General features: G+C 35.5%; 17 protein-coding genes and 1 tRNA gene. 10 read left to right on the top strand and 8 right to left on the bottom strand.

The window, feature by feature from the left end; all coding sequences use genetic code 11:
• Positions 1-315: 315 nt before the first annotated feature.
• Together SB689_RS16370 and SB689_RS16375 are read left to right on the top strand one after the other, a co-directional pair.
• Positions 316-1,812, top strand: coding sequence for a hypothetical protein (locus SB689_RS16370; RefSeq protein WP_410693183.1), 1,497 nt, complete (start codon positions 316-318; stop codon positions 1,810-1,812).
• 870 nt (positions 1,813-2,682) lie between these two features.
• A complete protein-coding gene (locus SB689_RS16375; RefSeq protein WP_410693184.1) occupies positions 2,683-3,969 on the top strand; it encodes a hypothetical protein in 1,287 nt (428 codons plus the stop codon).
• Positions 3,970-4,297: 328 nt separating this feature from the next.
• On the opposite strand, the gene SB689_RS16380 is transcribed toward SB689_RS16375, so the two are convergent.
• The 3 genes from SB689_RS16380 to SB689_RS16390 form a co-directional block, all read right to left on the bottom strand.
• Complete coding sequence (locus SB689_RS16380; RefSeq protein ID WP_410693185.1) at positions 4,298-4,744, bottom strand: META domain-containing protein; 447 nt, start codon at positions 4,742-4,744, stop codon at positions 4,298-4,300.
• Between the two features lie 27 nt (positions 4,745-4,771).
• Positions 4,772-5,167, bottom strand: a complete 396-nt coding sequence (locus SB689_RS16385) for a hypothetical protein (RefSeq protein WP_410693186.1) — start codon at positions 5,165-5,167, stop codon at positions 4,772-4,774.
• Positions 5,168-5,368: 201 nt separating this feature from the next.
• Entirely contained in the window at positions 5,369-6,355 is a 987-nt protein-coding gene (locus tag SB689_RS16390; protein ID WP_410693187.1) for a hypothetical protein, read from the bottom strand.
• A gap of 447 nt (positions 6,356-6,802) precedes the next feature.
• Between SB689_RS16390 and SB689_RS16395 the strand changes: the two genes are divergently transcribed.
• The 7 genes from SB689_RS16395 (at position 6,803) to SB689_RS16425 (ending at position 18,052) form a co-directional block, all read left to right on the top strand.
• On the top strand, positions 6,803-7,195 hold the full coding sequence (locus tag SB689_RS16395; RefSeq protein WP_410693189.1) for a hypothetical protein: 393 nt from the start codon (positions 6,803-6,805) through the stop codon (positions 7,193-7,195).
• Between the two features lie 149 nt (positions 7,196-7,344).
• Entirely contained in the window at positions 7,345-8,427 is a 1,083-nt protein-coding gene (locus tag SB689_RS16400; protein ID WP_410693398.1) for an efflux RND transporter periplasmic adaptor subunit, read from the top strand.
• A 20-nt stretch (positions 8,428-8,447) separates the two neighbouring features.
• The gene (locus tag SB689_RS16405) at positions 8,448-11,642 is read left to right on the top strand and encodes an efflux RND transporter permease subunit (RefSeq protein ID WP_410693190.1); all 3,195 of its coding nucleotides are present in this window, start codon (positions 8,448-8,450) and stop codon (positions 11,640-11,642) included.
• On the top strand, positions 11,629-13,071 hold the full coding sequence (locus SB689_RS16410; protein WP_410693192.1) for a TolC family protein: 1,443 nt from the start codon (positions 11,629-11,631) through the stop codon (positions 13,069-13,071). The genes SB689_RS16405 and SB689_RS16410 overlap by 14 nt, the downstream gene beginning before the upstream one ends.
• Positions 13,072-13,783: 712 nt before the next feature.
• Entirely contained in the window at positions 13,784-15,412 is a 1,629-nt protein-coding gene (locus SB689_RS16415) for a helix-turn-helix domain-containing protein (RefSeq protein ID WP_410693194.1), read from the top strand.
• A gap of 76 nt (positions 15,413-15,488) precedes the next feature.
• Positions 15,489-17,021, top strand: a complete 1,533-nt coding sequence (locus SB689_RS16420; RefSeq protein ID WP_410693195.1) for a M20/M25/M40 family metallo-hydrolase — start codon at positions 15,489-15,491, stop codon at positions 17,019-17,021.
• A gap of 338 nt (positions 17,022-17,359) precedes the next feature.
• Positions 17,360-18,052, top strand: coding sequence for a hypothetical protein (locus SB689_RS16425; protein ID WP_410693197.1), 693 nt, complete (start codon positions 17,360-17,362; stop codon positions 18,050-18,052).
• 172 nt (positions 18,053-18,224) lie between these two features.
• Here the strand turns inward: SB689_RS16425 and SB689_RS16430 are convergent.
• Positions 18,225-18,311 (bottom strand) — tRNA-Ser (locus SB689_RS16430).
• 54 nt (positions 18,312-18,365) lie between these two features.
• Complete coding sequence (locus SB689_RS16435) at positions 18,366-19,382, bottom strand: asparaginase (protein ID WP_410693198.1); 1,017 nt, start codon at positions 19,380-19,382, stop codon at positions 18,366-18,368.
• A gap of 80 nt (positions 19,383-19,462) precedes the next feature.
• Between SB689_RS16435 and SB689_RS16440 the strand changes: the two genes are divergently transcribed.
• Positions 19,463-20,134: a TrmH family RNA methyltransferase gene (locus SB689_RS16440; RefSeq protein WP_410693199.1), complete on the top strand. Its 672-nt coding sequence runs from the start codon at positions 19,463-19,465 to the stop codon at positions 20,132-20,134.
• A 54-nt stretch (positions 20,135-20,188) separates the two neighbouring features.
• Here SB689_RS16440 and SB689_RS16445 read toward each other — a convergent pair whose 3' ends face one another.
• The 3 genes from SB689_RS16445 to SB689_RS16455 all read right to left on the bottom strand — a co-directional run bounded on the left by SB689_RS16445 (position 20,189) and on the right by SB689_RS16455 (position 23,511).
• A complete protein-coding gene (locus SB689_RS16445) occupies positions 20,189-20,707 on the bottom strand; it encodes a hypothetical protein (RefSeq protein ID WP_410693200.1) in 519 nt (172 codons plus the stop codon).
• A gap of 2 nt (positions 20,708-20,709) precedes the next feature.
• Entirely contained in the window at positions 20,710-22,755 is a 2,046-nt protein-coding gene (locus tag SB689_RS16450; RefSeq protein WP_410693201.1) for an IgGFc-binding protein, read from the bottom strand.
• Positions 22,756-22,821: 66 nt separating this feature from the next.
• A complete protein-coding gene (locus tag SB689_RS16455; RefSeq protein WP_410693202.1) occupies positions 22,822-23,511 on the bottom strand; it encodes an RsmE family RNA methyltransferase in 690 nt (229 codons plus the stop codon).
• Positions 23,512-23,543 lie beyond the last annotated feature (32 nt).

A 23,543-nucleotide genomic window follows, 5' to 3' on the forward strand; every position in this document is an offset into this window, starting at 1 on the left:
TGATTTTTATTCACTTCATGATTACTGCATGTATGTTATTAAATTGAATTAAATCAACATGTTATGGGGTTTGAGTAAAATTGCAGTACTCATTTTTTCGCCTATTGGTTCTACATTTGCAACGTAATTTGGTGAGAAAATAAAATTTTAATTGAATGCGAGATTTTAATTAATTTTTTTTCGAATTCAGATCAAAATAAAATACAAATTTAATATAAACCTTAAAGATCTGCTTAACACCAGCTCTTTAAAAATTTCTAAAAGCAATAAATCAGATTTTAATGCCGATAGAAAAAACAATTAACACTAAGACAAATGAAAAACAAGATTACCTTAACAATTGCCCTTATTATTGGTGGTATTGCCCAAGCGCAGGTTGGTTTCAACACCCAAACACCAAATGCAACCCTGGATGTTGTAGCTAAATCTACTACAGGTGCTAGTCCAGAGGGGTTATTGGTTCCGAGAGTAGACCGACTAAAAGCACAATCAATGACGGGAGTTACAACTTCCACAATGATTTATGTAAACAGTATTGCTAACGGAAGTACGGGAGGAACTGCAGCTAATATCAATTCTGTAGGTTATTACTATTTTGACGGAACGGTTTGGGTTAAAATAAACACAGGAACTTCCGCAGACACAAATATTTATAATACAAACGGAAATCTTAGCGGAAATCGTACGGTAAATCAAGTTGGTAATACATTGGCATTTACAAGTACAGCAACTACAGGAACGAGTCATTTCTCTGTTGACGGAACAACATTGAATGTTGATGCTGTAAATAACAGAATCGGTGTTGGTACAGCAACTCCTGAAACAGCAGTTGACATCAATGCAGCCGGAGCCGGATTTCAGCATACCAGCGGAACGGTAAAGCTAAGATCTTATCTGGGGACTGATTTTGCTTCTTTTGGTACAGTTAGTAATCATCCTTTGTCCTTTGTAGCTAACAGTGGATATCGTATGACTATTGCTACCGACGGAAAGGTTGGTATTAATACACAGAAACCAAATAATCTTTTAGATCTGGGTGCGGGTAACGGAAAAAAGCTAGCAATTTGGAACAGTGCTGCCGGTGATGATTTTTATGGATTTGGAAATGCTGCCAATGTTCTACAGTTATTTGCAGGAGCCCCGGCTACTGGAAATGCGTTGATGACATTGAATAAGAATGGGAGAGTAGGCGTTGGAACAATTGATCCTCAAGCTAATTTCCATACAATTGGAACGAGAAGATTTGAGAATGCTGCTGCGGGTTCAGTTACTGCAGGTTCAGTATTAACTGCAACAGATGTAAATGGTACTGCAGAATGGAGAACACCGGCCACTGAGGTTGTAATTGGTGTATTGAATGTAGCAACAGGTTTAGATATTCCTTTTGCAGGTGATGGAAATTACAAATATGCAGGAAGATCGATTACTTTACCTCCGGGAAAATGGGCGGTTACAGTTACCCAGCTTATTAGAGTAAGTGGGGTACTTGATGGTGATGACTGGATGTATGTTAGAAGTAGTTTTGGAGAAGGAAATCCTGCAATAGGAGCAACTCTTGGAATTTCTGGTGATGTAAAATCTCCGAGTTTGATGAGTTTTAAAGTACAGGGACCTGCAGTAGCTGGGCATGCTCAACAATTTGATGTTGCACAGGGTACGATTTTTATTGATAATTCAACGACTGCGGCTAAAACATACAGATATATTGCAGGAAATACAGTTACAGGAGGAAGTCCTAATGCCGCTACAGTTATCAAAAACTTTGCAGGGACTTGGGCAGAAACCGCAATTTACGCTACTGCAATTAAATAATATGATAAAAAACACTAGGTGAAAAATATTTTGTTGTGTTTGTGTATAAAGATAACAGATTGATAAAATTTTCTTCTGTTATCTTTTATCCACAAAAAAGTAACTCCCTCAGTTACATTTTATTTAGATGAAAAAAATAAATGAAGACGGTAAATGCGGAAAAATTAGAGTCACTTTACATGATGTAGAGTGACTCATTTATATTGATGTGTTTTATAAAAATGAATTTATTCCTGTAATACAAATTTTGCCAAAGGAGCCATTCTTGCTTTATTAAGGCTTAATGTATTTCCGTTTATAGAATAATTATGATTAGTTGTAATTGTTAGGTTTTCAAATCTTCACAGGTTAATCTTGGTTGAATGTGATAAATATTATTTCATGTTTAATTTCAAAGGATTCTCCAATGTTGTATGATCTTACAAAAGTCCAGTCTTCTTTTCAGATATGTCACATATTTTACTATGCCAAACTTATTTAGAATAATTTATTTTCGATAATAACTCCACTATTTGTTTAGTTTTTTATTGATTTTTATTCACTTCATGATTACTTCATGAGTGTTTTTAAGTTACTTTAAATCAGTGTATTGTGTTTTTGAAGTGAAATTGCAGTACTCATTTTTTCGCCTATTGGTTCTACATTTGCAACGTAGTTTAGTAAGAAAATAAAATTTTAATTAAATGTGAAATTCTAATTAATTTTTTTTCGAATTCAATTCAAAATAAAATACAAATTTAATATAAACCTTAAAGATCTGCTTAACACAACAGCTCTTTAAAACTTTCTAAAAGCGATAAATCATTTTGGTGAAGAAAATATTCAACATGATTTTAATGCCGGAAGAAAAAATAATCAACACTAAGACAAATGAAAAACAAGATTACCTTAACAATTGCCCTTATTATCGGTGGTATTGCCCAAGCGCAGGTTGGTTTCAATACCCAAACACCAAATGCAACCCTGGATGTTGTGGCTAAATCTACAGCAGGCACTACACCGGAAGGGTTATTAGTTCCACGAGTAGACCGACTAAAAGCACAAACGATGACGGGAGTTACAACTTCCACAATGATTTATGTAAACAGTATTGCTAACGGAAGCACTGGCGGAAATGCAGCAAACATCAATGCGGTAGGTTATTATTATTTTGATGGAACGGTTTGGGTTAAAATAAACACAGGAACTTCTCCGGATACCAATATTTACAATCAAAATGGAAGTCTTACAGGAAATCGTACTGTAAATCAAGTTGGTAATACATTAGCATTTACAAGTACAGCAACTACGGGAACGAGTCACTTCTCTGTTGACGGAACAACCTTTAATGTTGATGCACGAAACAATAGAATAGGTATTGGGACAGCTACACCAAACAATATTTTGGATTTAGGAACATCTGCAGGAAAAAAATTAGCAATATGGAACAGTACTGCAGGAGATGACTTCTATGGATTCGGAGCAGCACAAAATGTATTACAGCTTTTTGCAGGAGTTCCAACTACAGGAAATGCGCTAATGACATTGAATAAGAATGGAAGGGTAGGTGTTGGAACGGTTGACCCGCAAGCTAATTTCCACACGATTGGAACAAGAAGATTTGAAAATACTGCTGCCGGGACGGTAGCAACTGGATCTGTATTGACCGCGACGGATGCAAATGGTACCGCAGAATGGCAGGCTCCCAGAAGTCAGACTGTAATAGGAAATTTAGGAGGTGGTTATAATCTTCCTTTCGCTAAAAGTACAGATATGAGATATACAGGTTCATCTGTTACTTTGCCACCCGGGAAGTGGATGGTTACCGTTACGCTTCTTATAAACCCTGGCGGAACTTTAGCTGCGGATGACTGGATGTTTGTAAGAAGTACATTCTCAGATCAAAACTTAACGACAGCAGGGCAGATAGGAATACAATCTGCAGACGTTATCAGACCTACTTTAATTAGTTTTCAAATTGCAGGACCCTATACTGGAGGGCAAAAATATAACGTTGCAACTGGTGCTATTCAGATCAATAATACTTCTGGAGGAAATAAGACTTATAGATATGTTGTTGGAGGTACGGAAGCTAGTAGAACGGTAGCAGGTGCTCAGTTAGCAGGTGTTGGCGGTAGTTGGTCAGAAAACTCGATTGTTGCTACGGCAATTAATTAAATAGATAAAAAAACACTAGTTGAAAAAATAATTTTAGTTGTGTTTGTGTATAAAGATAACAGACTGATGAAATTTCTTCTGTTATCTTTTATCCACAAAAAAGTAACTCCCTCAGTTACATTTTAATTTAGATGAAAAAAAAAATTAATGAAGAAGGTAAATGTGAAAAAACACTAATATTATGAAGATGGTAAATGTAGAAAAGGCACAAGGATTCTTGTGAGATGAAAAAAAAAAATTGATGAAGACGGTGAATGCAGAAAAATTAGAGTCACTTTACATTATGTAGAGTGACTCATTTATATTGATGTGTTTTATAAAAATGAAGTTATTCCTGTAATACAAATTTTGCCAAAGGAGCCATTCTTGCTTTATTAAGGCTTAATGTATTACCGTTTACAGAATAATTATCAGCTGCCAATAAAGCTTTTGTGAATAATTGTTCGGTTTCCAGATCATCACAGGCCATCATGGTAGACATTCCTTGATTGAATTTGATGCGCATCATTTCAGGTTTGATTTCGAAAGTTCCGCCAACGCCGTTGCATCCGCCATTTCCTTCGTATCTCATTTCTTTCATATTTAATGAAAAATAAGGATTGCTTTTAGGATTTTTAAGAGCGATTGGTTTACCGTTGATTTCTGTGAGTCTCCAGGTTTTTCCTGTAATATCATTTGATGTTGTTGGAGGAGTAGGAGGCATAGGTTTGCTCATACACGATGCCAAAAACATCACCAAAAACAGACTTGCTAAATGATTATATAAAAATTTCATAGTTTTAATTTTAATGCGTGATAATTTTTAATACGATGCCATTTTAGTGGAAGCTGGTTGTTGCTTTTCCTTAGTATGATGGAACAGAACCATATCAACATTCTTTTTCAGGAAAGTAATATTCCCTCTGATGTTTGAATATTGATACTCTGCATTGGAAGCAGTATACTCGGGAAGGTCTTCACTTTTTTTCAATTCATAAGTTTTGCCATCCAGATGTACAGTCATTGTGTTTTTAGAATTGTTGATCGCAACTTCCATTTGATCTCCGTAAGTATCCGTGAAAACATCTTTGGTGATGTCATCCGTATTTACGGGTTGTATAGTGTTGGTAAGGGTTTCTGATTCTTTTGCAGAGTGCCTACACGCTGTTACCGAAAAGGCAATGATGCCGAAAATAATGATTTGTAATAATTTTTTCATAGTGATAAGTGATTTGGTTTTCCATGAATTAAGTGTTAAAGTGTTATAAATTTACAATTATTTTTAATATAAATATGTTAATTTTACATAAATTAATTAATAATTTTTATTTTAGAGTCTTTTGTAAGCTTGTAAATTGTCGATTTCATTTTCTGTATATATCTAAAAAAGGGAGTTTTTTAAGAACTCCCTTTTGTTTTTTTATGGTGCAGTGATTTGATCGATCGTGAAAAATGCTTTAGTTGTATTACATATTCCTGCGGGGCATGTTGTTGCATTTCCTTGGCTGGAGTAAGTTGATGAACCCATCATATAATCCAGCTTATAAAAAACTTTGTCGTTTCCGTTAGTCGTTGTCCATGCGTAAAGACGATGCTCAGGCATTCCTGCAGCATAAGTTTCAGCATTTCCCCAAGATGGAAATGTAGAAGCTGTTTGTGCTGTGGCAACGATAAGTCCGGCTCCGTCAATTCCACCATCTCCTGCCCAAACTCCGGGAGGAAGTCTTAATTGATTTTGCTGGTTTCCGCCAGATCCTCCCCACAGCCAATGTTCGTTTGCTATAATATCTACACTGGCAGCACTATTATTTCTGATTTGTATATTAACGAAAGAAAAGCCTGTGTCAGTAGGAATAAAGGTTCTTATCGAAAATTTACCATCAGGGGTTGTGATAGAAAGACCATATCCTACTCTTCCGTTTTCGTTGGTTGCTACTAAGGGACCGATCACTGCTATGTTTTCAACATTTGCCAACGTGTTGGTTCCGCTATTGTTTCCGGATGATGTGTTAAAAACTCGCCATTCGGCACCATTCCAGAAATAATATCCTTGGCTCAAAACCGGCCCGGTATTATAAATAAGCAGACCTGTTGCGTTAGGGTTACCGCTAAGTTGCATGGTTGAAGATGTTAAGCTGATTCGGGGTCCCAATATTCCTTTATTTGCAGAACTGATGTCTAAAATAGCTGAAGTGTTAGGAGTTGTAGTACCTATTCCGGTGCTTCCTGTAGAGGTGACGATAAAATCGTTGGCTTGTTGAGCAGCTGAGGGAGCGCCTGTTGCGGGATTGTCTTTTGCTCCATCCACGTGTAGTGAATTTTGAGGATTCGAGGTATTAATACCTATTTGTGCAAATGAGAGAACTGACGTAAACAGCAATCCTGCTAATGTTAAATTGTTTTTCATAGTTACAGTATTTCGTGGTTGTTATTGTTTTTTTTTGGTTTGAATTTGTTTGATTCAAATAATTATAACAAATGTTAAAAGGAATTAATGTTGTCATAATCGATAAAATCATACAAGAAAACAAATCACTTATTAGTTATTTATTTCTGAACTAAAATTAAATAAAATATTGATATAATCTTAAATTATAATAAAAATATTAATGATAATTAATATTATGTGTTAAAAAATTAATTTAATTGCGTGAAGTTTATTAATATTAGTATTCTGTGAAATCGCAAATTTTGAATAATTACAGCGTTATTTCAGGTCTGAAATTTTCAGAAAAAACAGTATTCATCGGTTTTCAGCTTATTTAAAGGAGAGTTAAATATTGTTAATATGTGTAATTATCATAAAATTTGTTTGAAATGTATTCAAACTAAGAATTACATTTGTGCCTTGAAAATGAGAAACTACATCGTATACTTTTTGACCAGCTTATTTCTGCTATTCGTAGTGGAAAGTAAGATCAATGTCAAAACGTTGAAAAACGATTATAACTCTCATACTTCTCATAATTTACCCAAAAGAGCAAACCGCTTAAACCAAACCTACGAAAAGCTTTCTATGCAGCAGGCTCCGGATGATGCAAGTAATGCTTATTCCTTAGAACTTGCGGAAGACGACTTCCAGTTATCGGATACGGTGCAGTCTATTGTATTTTTTGCAAGTGTTTTTACGCTGGTTTATATTTTTGGGTTAAAAAGTTTCAAAAAATTAAAGCCCGCAATTCACGGCTATTTATCTGAATTTTCTTCAGTTAAAACATTCATTCTGATTCGTTCTATCAGAATCTAAAATTTCATTTTTCGATTAGTTTTCTGCTTTTTATTTTAAGCAGAAGATGTTCTGCGTTGTGCTGTAGGTGAGCTCACATCGCCAAAATACTCATTACCACAATTTTTCTATTTAAAACATTAACGATTTATATAAACTCTAGTATTATGATGAAAAGAGTTGTCTCAAGCTTCGCGCTTGGCAGTCTTTTGTTGTTCGCAAGTTGTAACAGCAAAAAAGAAGAAAAAGAAGAAGTTACAATCTATCCGGTTACAAACCCCGTGAAAATGGATACTGTAATCAGTAAAGAATATGTAGCGCAGATTCAGTCTGTAAAAAACATTGAAGTTCGTGCACAGGAGAAAGGTTTTCTTGAGAAGATCTTTGTAGACGAAGGTCAGTTTGTACATCAGGGTCAGACATTGTTCCGAATTATGCCAAAATTATATCAGGCAGAATTATTAAAGGCGCAAGCTGAGGTAGCACAAGCTACTATTGAATTAAAAAACGCAAGTACATTAGCCAACAACAACATTGTTTCTAAAAACGAGAGGTTAATGGCAAAAGCTAAGCTAGATGCAGCTAGTGCAGAAGCTAAATTGGCTCAGATTCACTTGTCGTTCACGGACATTAAAGCTCCATTCTCAGGAATTATCAACAGAATTCCTTTGAAATTGGGAAGCTTAATTGATGAAGGTGATTTATTAACATCTCTATCAGATAACAACGATATCTACACCTATTTCAACGTTTCCGAACCGGAATATCTGTCTTACCAGACAAATGTTGCATCAAGAGGAAGCAATCTGGTTTCTTTGGTGATGGCAAACGGAGATGTTTTTCCTCAAAAAGGAGAAGTTCAGACCATCGAAGGAGAATTTGACCGCGAAACAGGAAATATCGCATTCAGAGCTAAGTTCCCGAATCCTAATAAATTATTAAGAAACGGCGAAACAGGAAAAGTACAAATGACTTTACCGCTTAAAAATGCTTTAATTATTCCACAAAAAGCAACCTACGAAATTCAGGATCAAAAATATGTTTTTGTAGTGGATAAGAACGGGGTAGTAAAGTCTAGAAATATCAAAGTGGCTTATGAGCTTCCGGATGTTTATGTAGTTGGTTCAGGACTTGCTGAAGGAGATAAAATTCTTCTTGAAGGAGTTCAGAAAGTAAAAGATGATCAAAAAGTTCAGGTGAAGTTCCAGGATCCGAAAAAAGTTCTTCAATCATTGAAATTAAAAGCAGAGTAGGACTCTATAAATGAAATTATATGTTTAAGAAATTCATTCGCAGACCTGTTCTGTCTATCGTAATCTCATTGATTATCGTATTTATGGGAGTCCTGTCGCTGGTAAAACTTCCGGTGACGCAGTTCCCTTCAATTTCTCCGCCTAAAGTAAACATTACTGCAGAATATCCCGGAGCCAACAACGAATTGTTGATCAAATCCGTAGTTATTCCTTTGGAAAGAGGTCTAAATGGTGTTCCCGGAATGAAGTATATGACTTCTGATGCCGGAAATGACGGGGAAGCTTCTATTCAGATCGTATTTGATTTGGGTACAGATCCAAACGTTGCGGCAGTAAACGTTCAAAACCGTGTTTCTTCGGTGGTGAATAAACTTCCGCCATTGGTAGTGCGTGAAGGTGTGAAAATTACCCGTGAAGAGCCTAACATGTTGATGTACATTAACTTGTATAGTGATGATCCTAAAGCTGATCAGAAATTCCTTTTCAACTACGCAGATATCAACGTAATGTCTGAATTGAGAAGGGTTGGTGGAGTAGGTTTCGCTGACATCTTAGGAACAAGGGAATATGCCATGCGTGTTTGGCTAAAACCTGATAGAATGACTGCTTACAATGTTTCATCCGATGAGGTAATGGAAGCATTGAATCAGCAGAGTTTGGAAGCGTCTCCCGGTAAAACAGGAGAAAGTTCAGGAAAACGTTCTCAATCATTTGAATATATTTTAAAATATCCGGGTCGTTTTAATAATGAAAAAGACTACGGAAATATTATCCTTAAAGCAAAACCGGGAGGTGAGTTTGTAAGATTAAAAGACGTTGCTGATATAGAATTCGGTTCTTCCATGTATGATATTTATTCTACATTAAATGGAAAACCTTCTGCAGCGATCACTGTTAAGCAATCGTATGGTTCCAATGCAAGTGACGTTATCAAAAATGTAAAATCTTTGATGGCAGATCTTCAGAAAAATAACTTCCCGAAAGGAATGCATTACGACATCAGTTATGACGTTTCCAGATTCTTGGATGCATCGATTGAAAAGGTAATTCATACGTTGTTTGAAGCGTTTATCTTGGTGGCGATCGTAGTATTCCTATTCTTAGGAGATTGGCGCTCTACCCTGATTCCGGCGATTGCGGTTCCCGTTTCATTGATCGGTACGTTTGCCGTAATGTCCGCCTTCGGAATTACGCTGAACATGATCTCGCTTTTTGCCCTTGTAATGGCAATTGGGGTCGTCGTCGATGATGCGATTGTAGTTATTGAAGCCGTCCACGCCAAGATGGAAGAGAAAGGTCTCTCGCCATTAAAAGCAACGGAAGAAGCGATGCATGAGATCAGTGGGGCAATTATCGCGATCACTTTGGTAATGGCATCTGTATTTATTCCGATTGCGTTTATGTCTGGTCCGGTTGGGGTATTTTACCGTCAGTTTTCAATTACAATGGCTTCTGCAATTATCCTTTCCGGAGTTGTAGCATTAACGTTGACACCGGCTTTATGTGCTTTAATTCTAAAAAATAACCACGGAAAAGCTAAAAAAAGAACTCCGATCACTATTTTCTTAGATAAATTCAACAATTTATTTACAAAAGGAGCAGGGAGATATGAGAAAATGCTGAACAAAACAGTAACGAAAAAAATGGTAACACTTCCATTATTATTGGCGTTCTGTTTATGTACATTTTTCTTAAGTAATTCTCTTCCATCAGGGTTTATTCCGAGTGAGGATCAGGGGATGATCTATGCGATTATTCAGACTCCTCCGGGTTCTACACTGGAAAGAACAAACCAGATTGCCAAAGAATTATTGAAAGAATCTGAAGATATTGACGGCGTACAGTCTGTTTCTTCATTGGCAGGTTACGAAATCTTGACGGAAGGTACAGGTTCAAACTCAGGGACTTGTTTGATCAACCTTAAAAGTTGGGAAGACCGTAAAGAATCCGCCGCCGAGATTATAGAAAAGCTTGAACAAAAGGCTAAAAATATTCCAGGAGCCAATATAGAATTCTTCCAACCGCCATCTATTCCGGGTTATGGTGCCGCAGGTGGTTTCGAACTTCGTCTTTTAGATAAAGCAGGAAGTGGAGATTATCAGAAAATGGAAAAAGTAAGTAATGACTTTGTTAAGGAACTGAAAAAACGTCCTGAATTGGGTTCTGCTTTCACATTCTATTCTGCGAGTTTCCCTCAATATATGTTGAAAATCGATAATGATTTGGCCGAACAAAAGGGTGTTACGATTGAAAATGCGATGGATAACCTTTCTAATTTAATAGGTTCCAACTATGAAACCAGCTTCATCCGTTTCGACAGACCTTATAAAGTAATTGTTCAGGCAGGTCCGCAATATCGAGCGTTGCCGAGTGATTTATTAAAATTGTATGTTAAAAATGATAAAGACCAGATGGTTCCGTATTCAGATTTCATGCATTTGGAAAAAGTTTATGGTTTGTCTGAGATCACGAGACATAATATGTACAACTCTTCTGAGGTAAGTGGTACTCCTGCGCCGGGTTACAGTTCCGGACAGGCGATTGCAGCCATTCAGGAGGTTGCCGATAAAACGCTACCAAGAGGTTTCGGTATCGACTGGGCAGGTATCTCAAAAGATGAGGTTAGCCGTGGAAATGAGGCTATTTATATATTTTTAGTGTGTTTAGGATTTGTTTATTTAATTCTTGCTGCTCAATATGAAAGTTTTATTCTTCCATTACCAGTAATTCTTTCGTTACCGACAGGTATTTTCGGGGCATTTTTATGCTTGAAATTATTAGGATTAGAAAACAACATTTATGCTCAGGTGGCAATGGTCATGTTGATCGGACTTTTAGGTAAAAATGCCGTATTGATCGTAGAATTCGCCGTCCAGAAGAAGGCTGAAGAAGGAATTCCGGTGGCGCAGGCTGCAATTGAAGGAGCTGCGATCCGTTTCCGTCCGATTTTGATGACATCATTTGCATTTATTGCAGGTTTGATTCCGTTGGTAATGGCAACAGGGCCGGGTGCAACAGGAAACCGAACGATTGGGACAGCCGCAGCAGGAGGTATGTTAATCGGAACTATTTTCGGATTAATGATCATCCCTGGATTGTACTACATTTTCGGAACAATTGCCGAGAAATCTAAATTGGCAAAATATGAAGAAGAAAATCCTTTAACCGAACAAACTGAACCTTACAAACACGATGGAAAACATGAAGACTTATAATAAATATATAGCAGCCATTGCTTTATCGCTTGTTTTAGCAAGTTGTAAAGCACCGATGGCGACCGTAATAAAAGATGAGGTGAAAGAAAATATCCCTCAAAACTTTAATCAGGAAGAGCAACAAGACGCCAATAATAATAGCGGAACAACACCTTGGAGACAGTTTTTTACTGACCCGAATTTAGTTTCTTTAATTGAAACAGCTTTAAAGAACAATCAGGAGCTGATGATCACTTTGCAGGAAATTGAAATTGCAAAAAGTGGTGTTTTAGCTAAAAAAGGAAGATTAACTCCAACTGTTTCTGCAGGAATTGGAGCCGGAGTTACTAAAGCCGGACGTTACACAAGCGAAGGAGCCGGTGATGCATCAACAGAAATCGAGCCCGGAAAAGAAATGCCGGATCCGCTTGGTAATTTTGAAGGTGGCTTAATGGCCAACTGGGAAGTTGACATCTGGAAAAAGCTTAAAACAGAAAAAGAATCAGCCGTAGCACATTATCTGTCTACGGTTGAAGGAAAAAACTTTGTTCTTTCAAACTTAATTGAAGAAGTAGCTGATAATTATTATGATTTATTGGCGCTTGATAATCAGTTGGATATTATTCAACAATATATCAAACTTCAGCAAAAAGCGTTGGAGATTTCTAAAATTCAGAAAGAAGCGGCGGCGGCAACTGAATTGGCAGTGAAGAAATTCGAAGCGGAATTAGCCAAATCAAAAGCTTCAGAATATACAATCCGTCAGAGTATTACTGAAAAAGAAAATCAGATCAATGCTCTTTTAGGAAGATATCCTCAGCCGATTGTAAGAACGAAGGAAAGTTTTATGTCAACAATTGCTCCGACTGTTTATACGGGAATTCCATCACAATTATTGGCGAACCGTCCGGATATCAAACAAGCTGAATTAGAATTAAAATCATCAAAATTAGATGTAGAAGCAGCAAGAAAAGAGTTTTATCCTTCATTGGAAATTTCTGCAACATTAGGATTGGAAGCTTTTAAACCTTCTTATTTAGTGAAGTTGCCGGAATCTATTGCTTCAAGTCTGGCAGGAGAATTGGCGGGACCGCTTATTAATAAAAGTGCAATTAAAGCTAATTTCCAAACGGCTGATGCAAGACAGATCCAGGCTTTGTATGAATATGATAAAACAATTCTGAATGCATATCTGGATGTGGCCAATTTAATGTCAAAAGTGAAAAACATAGATCAGTATTATCAGCTGAAGTCTCAGGAAACAAAGGCTTTGGATGAATCTATCGATATTGCGAATCAATTATTCCGAAACTCAAGAGCAGATTATCTGGAAGTTCTTCTGAACCAAAGAGATGCTTTGGATGCCAAAATGGAACTGGTTGAAGCAAAACAAAAACAGCTGAGTACAGTTGTTGATATTTATAAGAGCTTAGGCGGAGGCTGGAAGTAATTATAAATCCTTAATGTTTTAAAAAAGAAAAGAGGCTGCCCATACGGAACAGTCTCTTTTCGATTCTAAACTGAAAACTTTAATAAAGAAAGGTTCTTTTACAAGAACCCTTCAAAATTTACCTGCAGGAAATGACCACAACTAAATTGAATATTTCAATGGATATTAGTTTTTATATGAAAAGGTTATTAGTTTTTTTAACAAAGATTAATTTTAAAAACCAACCTTCCTTAAAAGAAAATTCCCAAGAAGGAAGGCGGTATTTTACTGTACAATCATGAAATTATATTTGTTTTCTTCAAAACTTATATTTGGTGTTTTTGTGTGTTTTTACCCTTCTAATGTTTTTTTGTTTTTACAATCTTACTGTACTTTCCAGTTGTTCCCATTTAAAATCTGAGGCCGAAATTATCATCTTGAATCGATTAAAAAAAATACTTGTTGTCTTAATTTATAAATTTATACGTCCTAATTTATGAATTAGTTGTATTTAATGTGTTGATTAATAATGTGTTGTTTTGTAAAATGAAAATAATGCTCATGTTGGTATTAATTCAATAATCAATGAGAAAAACTACTCAATTTTATGTATTTTTGATCGAAATTAGGACACTGAATGTTCATCGGGGTGACAAAAAAAATATTTTTCATACTTTTTATCGTTTTTTTTAAACTTCTTCTGTCCCAGGAAGGCTATAGTGATTTTCAAAAATTGAGACAAAAATTTGAGAATCTTGAAGAGAATGATGCAAGAGCTTTTCCGTTTCTTCAACCTTATATTTCTAAAGCAAAAAAAGAAAAGAACTATAAAGAATTGGTTCAGGGATATAAAGACGGTGTATTTTATTCTACTGAAAATAAGATTAAATTAATATATTCAGACAGTATGATTTGGGCGGCTAATCAGTCCAAAGACGGTGACCTGAAAAGTATAGCTTATCTTGAAAAAGGAATTATATATTATTACCATTATAAAAAATTTCAGCAGGCACTTAATGAATACCTCAAAGCTTATGAATATTCTAAAAATACAAAAAATGAATATCTGAAATATCAGAATTTATATCATATTGGTGTTGTAAAAAGCTATTTGGGATATTATCAGGATGCCTCAGAATTATTCAAAAATAGTCTGGAATATTATGACAGGGAAAAATCCAGATCCGATCTTGGCCCGAATGCAATTTATAATAATAAAAAAGGGTATTTGAACTGTCTTCATCAGTTAATTATTTGCTACAGACATTTAGAGCAATATAAAGAAGCAGATTCTGCCATACAAACCGGACTTTCCGAAGTCGGAAATAATCCTGATTATGCTCAGGAAAAAGGATATTTCCTTCTGTCTAAAGGTATTTCTGAATATAGGAATAATCAATTTCAGTCTGCATTATTAAACTTAAATCAGTCACTTTCTTCAATTAAAAAAAGCCGGGATTTTGCCCGACTTTCGCTTGATTATTTTTATATTGGAAAAACGTATTATAGTTTAAAAAATGCTAAAGAATCGATGATATACTTTAAAAAAGTTGATTCTATTTTTAAAGAAAATCAGTTTATTCTTCCGGAATTAAGAGAGAATTATGAGATCTTAATTGATCAGAGTAAAAAAGAGAAAAACCAAACGCAGCAATTATATTATACCACCCAACTTTTGAAGGCAGACAGCATTATGTCTAAGGATTTTACTTATTTATCTCCAAAAATCCATAAAGATTATGACACAAAAACGTTGTTGGATGAAAAAGAAAAGTTGCAGAAGATTAATTATTTAGGAACGATTGTAATTATTGTTCTCATTATCTGGGCAATTGGAATGGTTACTTTATTCACTAAAAGACATAAAAAAGCGAAAGAAGTAAAGAAAAAATATGTTTTATTGGAAGAAAAATTCTCAGTTCATCAAACTGAAAATGTTCCTAAAAAACTGGTTTTCGCTGTAGAAGAACGAAAATCAACTCTTAATGAAAGTAAAGTTGAAGAATTGCTTCAAAAATTAAAATCATTTGAGGATAAAAAAGAATTTACCCAAAAAGGGCTTACTCTGAGCAAATTAGCAACTCAATTGAATACCAATTCTAATTATCTTTCTCAGGTTATCAACGACTGTAAAGGAATGAATTTCAATAAATATTTGAGTGAATTAAGAATTAATTATATCACCAATTTACTATTCGAAAACAAAGAATATCTTAAATACAGCATTGAAACTTTAGCCAAAGAATGTGGTATTGCATCAAGACAAAACTTCTCAGATCTTTTCTTTGAACTGAATGGAATTCGCCCGACGGATTTTATAAAAAACAGAAAAGAAGAGTTGGATAGTAAAAATAACGTGTAGGGATTAGGTCTTTTGTTTTAATTTTTTATTCCTTATATTTATTATTGCCAACTAATTATCACAAAAACCAATCACCATGAAAAAACTCCTTTTAATCATTCTGGGAATTATTATTGTTTTAATTATAATTCTATTCATTAAAACTTTCACTTATCCTTTCAAAAAAAATAGTTCAACAACTACAAAAGAATGGAAAGTTGTAAAAAACGATTCCGCTGTTCAGAGATTTTCAAATGGACTAAAAATCGCAACAATTTCTACAGGAGAATTGGGTGATTTTGATTATTCAACCTTTGATACATTTAAAGAATATTTAAAAAAATCCTACCCCGAAATTTATCAAAATACTGAAAACTATGAAGTTAATAAATACGGATTAGTTTTTAAACTAAAAGGAAGTCAGCCTAATCTCGAACCTATTCTATTTCTTTCTCACATGGATGTTGTTCCTCCCGGAGACGCGGATATTAAAAATAAGGAAGAAAATGTTTTCAAACCTAATGATAAAGCTTTACCACGGGTTACAAAAGTTGCAGAAGATTGGGATTATGCGCCATTTTCAGGAGCAGTTGCCAACGGAAGAATCTATGGAAGAGGTACAATTGATATGAAAGGAATGCTTTTCTCCTTAATGGAATCCATGTCGAATACAATTAAAAGTGGTCATATTCCGAAACATGATATTTATTTGGCGTTCGGTTTTGATGAAGAAGTGGGCGGACAAAAAGGGGCGGCACAGATTGCAAATCATTTCAAAAAACAAGGACTGAAATTCGATGCTGTATATGATGAAGGTGGATTGGTGTTAGAAAAAGGAAGTGTAAAAGGTATCGACTCAGATGTTGCCGTGATAGGATGTGCAGAAAAAGGATTTTTATCCGCTAAAATCAAAGTAAAAGGTTTGGGCGGTCATTCTTCCATGCCTCCCACAGAAAGCGCCATCGGAAAAGCTGCTGTCATTATGCAGAGGTTAGAAGACGATCAGATGAAACCAATTATTACGCCTTTAATTAAAGAGTTTTTCGATAATATCGGAGGCTCGATGCCTTTTGCTAATAGATTGGCTATTTCAAATCAGTGGTTGTTGCAGCCGTTACTTTTGTCTCAATTGACAAAAAATAATACAACCAATGCTTTAGTTCGCACAACAACGGCTTTAACAATGATGAAAGGCAGCGACGGAACCAATGTTCTTTCCCCAGAAGTAGAATTTGTGGTTAATTTCAGACTGCTCCCGGGAAATACGGTTAAAGATGTAAAAGAACATATTGCAAAAGCGACAAAAGGCTTTGATGTTGAAGTAGAAGAGATTGATAACACCCGTGAAGCTTCTGCTGTTTCACCAACAAATACCAAAGCTTTTAAATTGATAGAAGCCGGAATTAAAGAAATTTACCCAACTGCAATTGCTACACCTTATCTTACAGTTGGTGGTACGGATGCCTATAAATATCAGATTGTAAGTAAAAATATTTACAGATTTATGCCGATTAAAATAAATAATTCTGAACAACAATCTATCCACAGTACAAACGAATATATCAGCATCGAAAACTATCTTAAAATGATTCATTATTTTGAATTTATAATGAAGAATTATGATAAGTGATAGCCGTATGCTTTAGGCTTTAAGCAGTAAGCTTTAATATACTTTAAGTTTAAATTTTTCATGAAGTTTGTCATTCCATAGGAATCTCAATAATTACATTTAAAAGCTACGTCTAGATTCCTCCGGAATGACAAACTTTGATAATAATCTTTGTTAACTTTGCTGAGTAGAACGCCTTTGCGAACCTTAAAAGCAGATAGTAGTCAAAAAAACTTAGCGCCCTTTGCGTTAAAAAAACGATTAAAACGAATACCCACAAAAATCTTTCAACTAAAAAAATAACACGTCAAGTTTTGTCGCATTACCGCTATAGCTTTGTCATATCAAAATACAGAGTTATGGAAATGTCGTTTTATTTAAGTTTCAATGAATTTCAAAATCGCTATTACGATAATCTTGAAAAATGGTTCGAAGAATATCATAATACAAGCGAAATAGACTATCTGAAAAGCCTTGCAGAGTTGTACAGTCCTTATCTGTACTACAATTTTGCGAGCGACAGATTACAGTCGGATGCATCTATTCAGATTAAAGATTGCTTCTTTCCATATTATGAAAAAATTGGACTTTCGTTTTGTACAAGTTGTGAAAACGGGAAACAGATAAAAAACGGAATGAATCATGTATTCGAGTGGAAAACGATCACCATGATGGAATATGCACAACATATTTTAGATAAAATCAACAGGTATTTTTCAACGAATAGCATTTCTCCAAAAACAGAAAATGTGCTGGATTATATGAACGATCACGAGATCGTCACTTCTAAAGAAGGAGCGGGATATTGCGTAAATTATAATCAGCATCAATCAACAATTCCTTTCTTGAAAGCGTATTTACCTTGTTACGGACAAACGGTTAACATCGCTGTGTACAGAGATTTTATGTTCTCTATTGTTCAGATTGCAGAGTTTATTGATCAAAAATTAAAATCAGTACAGGCTTTTGAAAATTCTATTTACAGCAAAGCGAGATCAGAAGCGAAATTCAGAGTGCAGATGAGTCATCAGTTTTTGACAATCTGTAATTAATAATTGAAACCAAAACATTCATATATAGCTAAATTGTAGTTTGAAAAAAGTTAGTAGATTTTTCAAACAGAAATCCCAGTCAATTTGATTGGGATTTTTTTATTTATCTATTGAGCTAAAGTATTTTTAAATAAAAAAAAGTCTTAAGTATGAAACTTAAGACTTTGATTTGCAGAGAGGAAGGGATTCGAACCCTCGATACAGTTACCCGTATACTACCTTTCCAGGGTAGCTCCTTCAACCACTCGGACACCTCTCTATTTGAGATTGCAAAAATAGGCTATTTTATTGAACTGACAAATTATTAATTCAATTACTCGGTGATTTCTCCACATAAACTTTTCGCGAAATTATCGGCAAAAGTTCCTGTGTAACTCGGATTATCAATTAAATGCATTGCTTTTGTGATCGCACTTTCGGCGGTAATATCATTTCCGCTGATGGCTCCGATTCTTGAGAAAATATTACTGTTTTCATACTTTCCGAATGAGATTCCACCTGAAATACACTGACTTACAACTACAATTTCAGTTCCGTTATTTCTGATTTCCTGAAGCGTTTCCTGAGTTTTTTCACTGCTGAAAATAGTTCCTGATCCAAAAACCTGAAGAATTAACACCTTCATTTTCGGTATTTCTTTGAAATGACTTAAATGCATTCCCGGGAAAATTCTCCAGAATAAAATATCTTCTGAAATATGTTCATCCACATGAAATTTTACATCAGGTTCGCAACGATATAGATTATCTTTAACGATATTTAAGTGAACGCCGGATTGTCCCAAAATAGGGTAATTCGGACTGGAATAGGCATCAAAATACTCCGCAGAATATTTCAATGTTCTGTTTCCTCTTAATAATTTATATTCAAAATAAATGGCAACTTCCTGAATGACAGCTTCATCATTTTCATACAAACTTGCGTAATACAAGCTCGTCAAAAGATTTTCTTTAGCATCAGTTCTCAAATCTCCGATGGGAAGTTGAGAACCGGTAAATATTACGGGCTTTTTCAAACCTTTTAACATAAAACTCAATGCAGAAGCGGAGTAGGACATGGTATCTGTTCCGTGAAGAATCAAGAATCCGTCATAATCATCGTAGCTTTTAAGAATATAATTGGCGATGATTTTCCATTCCTGAGGTCCCATATCCGAAGAATCTAGCGGTTTGGCAAAAGGATGAACGAACACTTCACATTCCATCAACTTCATTTCGGGCATTTTTTCGAAGATATTTCCAAAATCAAAAGCACGAAGGCTTCCGGTTTCGTAATCTTTCTCCATACCGATGGTTCCTCCGGTATAGATGAGCAGGACTTTTCGTTTCATGTAGTACTTTTATTAGAATTTCACCGCTGTTTCAGGTTCGTTCCTCAAAATTACGTTAATTTGCAAAGATTTGAAAATGAATGGAAGATTTAGCGAAAACTTTTGAGTATTTAAAACAATTTTTAACGGACGAAAGATTGAGAAAGATCGAGCATTTTTCTCCGGAAAGTTCTGATTTTGTGCTTCCTGTGATGGATGATGTATATCAGTTCAGAAATGCGGCGGCTATTATAAGATCGGTGGAAGCGTGTGGTTTTCACAAAGTTGTCGCGATGGAAGAGGAAAATGTATTTGATCCGAATCTCACCGTAACAAAAGGCGCAGAAACTTGGGTTGAAGTTGAAAAAATGCCAAAAAACATTGATTCTTTACAAAAAATTAAGGATCGAGGATATAAAATTCTGGCTGTATCCTTGGAGAAAAATGCCGTGATGCTTCCTGATTATCAAATTACAGAACCCATTGCCTTAGTTTTCGGAACTGAAATGGCAGGAGTTTCGGAAGAAGTAATTGATTTTGCCGATGAAACGCTGGCTATTCCGATGTTTGGCTTTACGAGAAGCTTTAATGTATCGGTGGCGGCAGGAATTTGTATGTATGAATTAAAACAAAAATTGATTAATTCTAACCTCGATTACAAATTAAGCGACGAGAAATTATTGAAAATGAAAATCCGTTGGGCAGTAAATTCAATGCAAAGCGGACAGCAGATTTTTCAGAAATATTTGAGAGATTATAATCTTGAAATATAAGTAAATAAAAAAGCACAGAGCGGATCTGTGCTTTATGTTTATTTGAAAAATGAATTATTCAATATTTCCCCAAAAACTCCAACTCATTCCATTATAAAAACACACCAGTTTTGCTACGGGATCGTAGCACATCATCCCTGCTGATGGTGATTTTACATTGGTTGCAGGATCAATGATTTTAGGTAAGATTAATGCTTTATCATTTGATTCTAAAACTAAAACTCCTTTAGCCGTTGAATCTGGTGCTCCAATGATGACTCCTGCTGATCTGTCTTGTTCAGTTCCGACAAGTAATGTTTTTGAAGCACCTGTCTGACCTGTAAGCTCGATCCAATTGGCACCGTTGTAATATTTTACTTTTGAAGAAGCTCCGTCAAAAACAAAAGTTCCTGCTGAAGTGTCTGTCATGTTGATATTATTGGCTACCTGAGGAAGTATAATTCCTTTTGTAGTTCCTTCAGGAAAATCTACCAGTCCGCTACCGTCTATAGATTCTTTCTCTATACCTATTTGAGCGTTCGCAAGAGCAGATACAAAAAAAGATATAATAAATAGATTTACTTTTAAATTCATAATTAATTACATGTTTGGTTAATACAGCTCCATTGAGTTCCGTCATATATTTTTAGACATAAGTCGTCTGTGTCGAATACGATCATTCCGTTTACAGGAGTTGCAATTGATTCTTCCGGATCAGGAATTCTTGTGATTACAAGGCCTTTATCATTAGATTCAAGAGCTAAAAATGCATTGTTCATATCTGCAGGCCAGTTTGCTGTACTTTTTGAAGCTCTTGTTGAAACACCTATTTTGGTAATTTCGGGAGTTCCTGTTGCGCCCGGTTTGTAACAAGGGCATGCGAATGATTTTACAACATTTGAATAAATAAGACATCCTCCGGGTGGAGTTACCACAACATTATATTCTGCAGCAGAATTATCTGTTATGGGAATAGAATAATTACTGTTAGTTCCTCCAGAAATAGGAGCGCCATTTTTATACCATTGATAAGTACCTAAACCGGGTGTTACAGATAAAGATAGTGATGAACTTCCCGTGGTTCCTGTACAAGGTCTTGAACTGGGGCTGTTAGCTACTGCAATAGTAACAATAGGAGCGGTTCCGAATCCTGAATAATATCCTCCAAATCCAGCAGCACCACTGGCTCCGACTAATTCAGCCTGAATGGTTCCTGCGGAACTTACTCTTACGTTTTTAATGGTTGCTGTTCCTCCCGCTGCGGTGGCAATGTTATATCTGTAACTTCTCCAGTTAGCATTTCCCGGTACGGCTGTACCTGCTGCGACAGTTGCTGCAAGCGCGGTTCCGCCTACCGTTACAACGGGGATATTTGCTGTTCCGCTTGCGGCAAGTACCGCAAGTTCTGTATTGTCATATGAAGTTGTTCCAATCTGTTTAGCATCCGGAATCATATTTACTGATGTCTGTCCGAAACACGAAAGCGGTGGAATAAACATAAAACTGTTGGTATTAAGCGCAGAGCTTCCGAATATTTTATGAAAAACATAGACTGCTTTATTTGTTTTCAGGTACATGTTTTTGTTGGTGAAAAAACTGGCCGGAACGATTTGATAATCTCCAATATTTACTAATGTATAACTTGGAGTGGTGTTGGCGTTCATGGTTATTTTTGTATTGGCTTCCGTAGCGACTACAATTACTCTTTCATAAGCTCCGCCATTTCCCTGCATGACAACATATTCGTTTCCTAATTGCTCTACAGGAACCAATTGGTCTACACCAAAGTCACGACTGTCTGAAAGTGTTCCGGTTTCAACACTTCCTTGTTGCATTAGCCCTCCTACGGTAACAGCGATATTTTTATCTGATGATATTTTAGCACCTAGCCAGCCTCTATCTTGTAAACTGAGTGCATTAAGTTTTACTTTGGCGTACAGTACAAAAGACTGTCCTTTTTGTAAGGTTCTTGTAAAAGTAGTTCCTGTTAATGGTGTCGCACTGGCTCCGTTAATAAATTGTGTCCCGGAATCAATATTAGATATGGTAATAACCGTATTATTTTCGGTAGCCATCATGGAGACCATGTTTCCCACTTCAGGAACATTCGTTGTAAATTCGTTGGGTGTTCCGCCCCAGAAGAAATTTTTCCCTAAAGCTACTTTTCCTTTTGTAAGAACAGATCCTGCCTGAGAACCGGATAATCCTCTATAATTGACGAAAAAATCATCAGCAGAAGTAAATAACAATCCTCCAATATTGGCAGGGATTATCGTTCCGGCTCTGGTAGTTGCTACCGTCATGGGAGATGATCCCGGCGGTAAAACTACGTTTGATGCGTTGATGACCGCAATTCTTACAGGAGTAGTGTTGCTAAATGTTACAACACCCGTCGCAACGTTAGCGGTTGTTGCTGCATTAATATTATAAACAGACAGTCTTGGAATGGTAGTTCCATCGGCCATTCTGATATTTACCGTAATATTTGTTGAAGATGGAGTAGAAAGATAGATATACTCCTCAGTTATGGTAGTTGTATCATATGCTCCAAAAATAATGGGCTGTAAATAATGGGTGTTATCGAGTTGTGAGAAAAATAATTTAAATATAAAAAATGCTAAAAATAAATAAATACGCTTCACGATATGTTAGTTTAATCGCAAAAATATTAAAATAATACTAAAATATTCAATTATTAGTGATTAATTTTAAGTTAAATAATTCCAGGCTGCAACAAATATTCCTGCAGTTTCCGTTCTCAATCTCTGATTTCCCAGTGAAACAGCTTTAATTCCTTTTTCGGCTAAAAGCTGAATCTCTTTATCAGAAAAATCTCCCTCGGGCCCAATTAGAAAAGTAATATTATCTAAATGTGGAATTTCCTTTAATTCAATCCTTTCTAAATTTTCATTACAATGTGCCACGAAAGTCTCTTCTGGATTAATATTTTTCAGAAAATCAGGAAGTTTAATTAAATCATTAATTACAGGAAAATGAAATCTCAAACTCTGCTTTGATGCGGCAATAGCTTGTTTTCTAAGTTTTTCAATATTGATATTTTTACGCTCCGTTTTCTCAGTCTGTAAAATAGTGATATCAGAAATCCCCATTTCTACGGCTTTTTCTACAAAAAACTCAATACGGTCAATATTTTTCGTTGGAGCAATCGCAATGTGAAGTTTCGGATTAAAATCTGGCGTATCATTTTTAATTTCAGAAACCTCGATATTGGCCTTTTTGCCTTCGATCATTAATATTCCAGATGCTACATTTCCTTTTCCATCGGTTACGTGAATTTCTTCACCATCTTTCATACGAAGAACTTTTACGATGTGCTGTTGTTCTTCGTCATTAATTATTGCTTTTCCGTTACTGATTTCGCCAAAAAAAAGTTTCATATATTGATATTTAAAATCTGCCTGAATTTTAT

The sequence above is a fragment of the Chryseobacterium sp. SIMBA_038 genome (assembly GCF_046535115.1).
Classification (GTDB): domain Bacteria; phylum Bacteroidota; class Bacteroidia; order Flavobacteriales; family Weeksellaceae; genus Chryseobacterium.

Bases quoted from the DNA above. Each gene is read 5' to 3' on its own strand.
- SB689_RS16370 (WP_410693183.1), top strand. From the start codon at position 316: ATGAAAAACAAGATTACCTTAACAATTGCCCTTATTATTGGTGGTATT.
- SB689_RS16375 (WP_410693184.1), top strand. From the start codon at position 2,683: ATGAAAAACAAGATTACCTTAACAATTGCCCTTATTATCGGTGGTATT.
- SB689_RS16380 (WP_410693185.1), bottom strand. From the start codon at position 4,744: ATGAAATTTTTATATAATCATTTAGCAAGTCTGTTTTTGGTGATGTTT.
- SB689_RS16385 (WP_410693186.1), bottom strand. From the start codon at position 5,167: ATGAAAAAATTATTACAAATCATTATTTTCGGCATCATTGCCTTTTCG.
- SB689_RS16390 (WP_410693187.1), bottom strand. From the start codon at position 6,355: ATGAAAAACAATTTAACATTAGCAGGATTGCTGTTTACGTCAGTTCTC.
- SB689_RS16395 (WP_410693189.1), top strand. From the start codon at position 6,803: ATGAGAAACTACATCGTATACTTTTTGACCAGCTTATTTCTGCTATTC.
- SB689_RS16400 (WP_410693398.1), top strand. From the start codon at position 7,345: ATGAAAAGAGTTGTCTCAAGCTTCGCGCTTGGCAGTCTTTTGTTGTTC.
- SB689_RS16405 (WP_410693190.1), top strand. From the start codon at position 8,448: ATGTTTAAGAAATTCATTCGCAGACCTGTTCTGTCTATCGTAATCTCA.
- SB689_RS16410 (WP_410693192.1), top strand. From the start codon at position 11,629: ATGAAGACTTATAATAAATATATAGCAGCCATTGCTTTATCGCTTGTT.
- SB689_RS16420 (WP_410693195.1), top strand. From the start codon at position 15,489: ATGAAAAAACTCCTTTTAATCATTCTGGGAATTATTATTGTTTTAATT.
- SB689_RS16425 (WP_410693197.1), top strand. From the start codon at position 17,360: ATGGAAATGTCGTTTTATTTAAGTTTCAATGAATTTCAAAATCGCTAT.
- SB689_RS16435 (WP_410693198.1), bottom strand. From the start codon at position 19,382: ATGAAACGAAAAGTCCTGCTCATCTATACCGGAGGAACCATCGGTATG.
- SB689_RS16440 (WP_410693199.1), top strand. From the start codon at position 19,463: ATGGAAGATTTAGCGAAAACTTTTGAGTATTTAAAACAATTTTTAACG.
- SB689_RS16445 (WP_410693200.1), bottom strand. From the start codon at position 20,707: ATGAATTTAAAAGTAAATCTATTTATTATATCTTTTTTTGTATCTGCT.
- SB689_RS16455 (WP_410693202.1), bottom strand. From the start codon at position 23,511: ATGAAACTTTTTTTTGGCGAAATCAGTAACGGAAAAGCAATAATTAAT.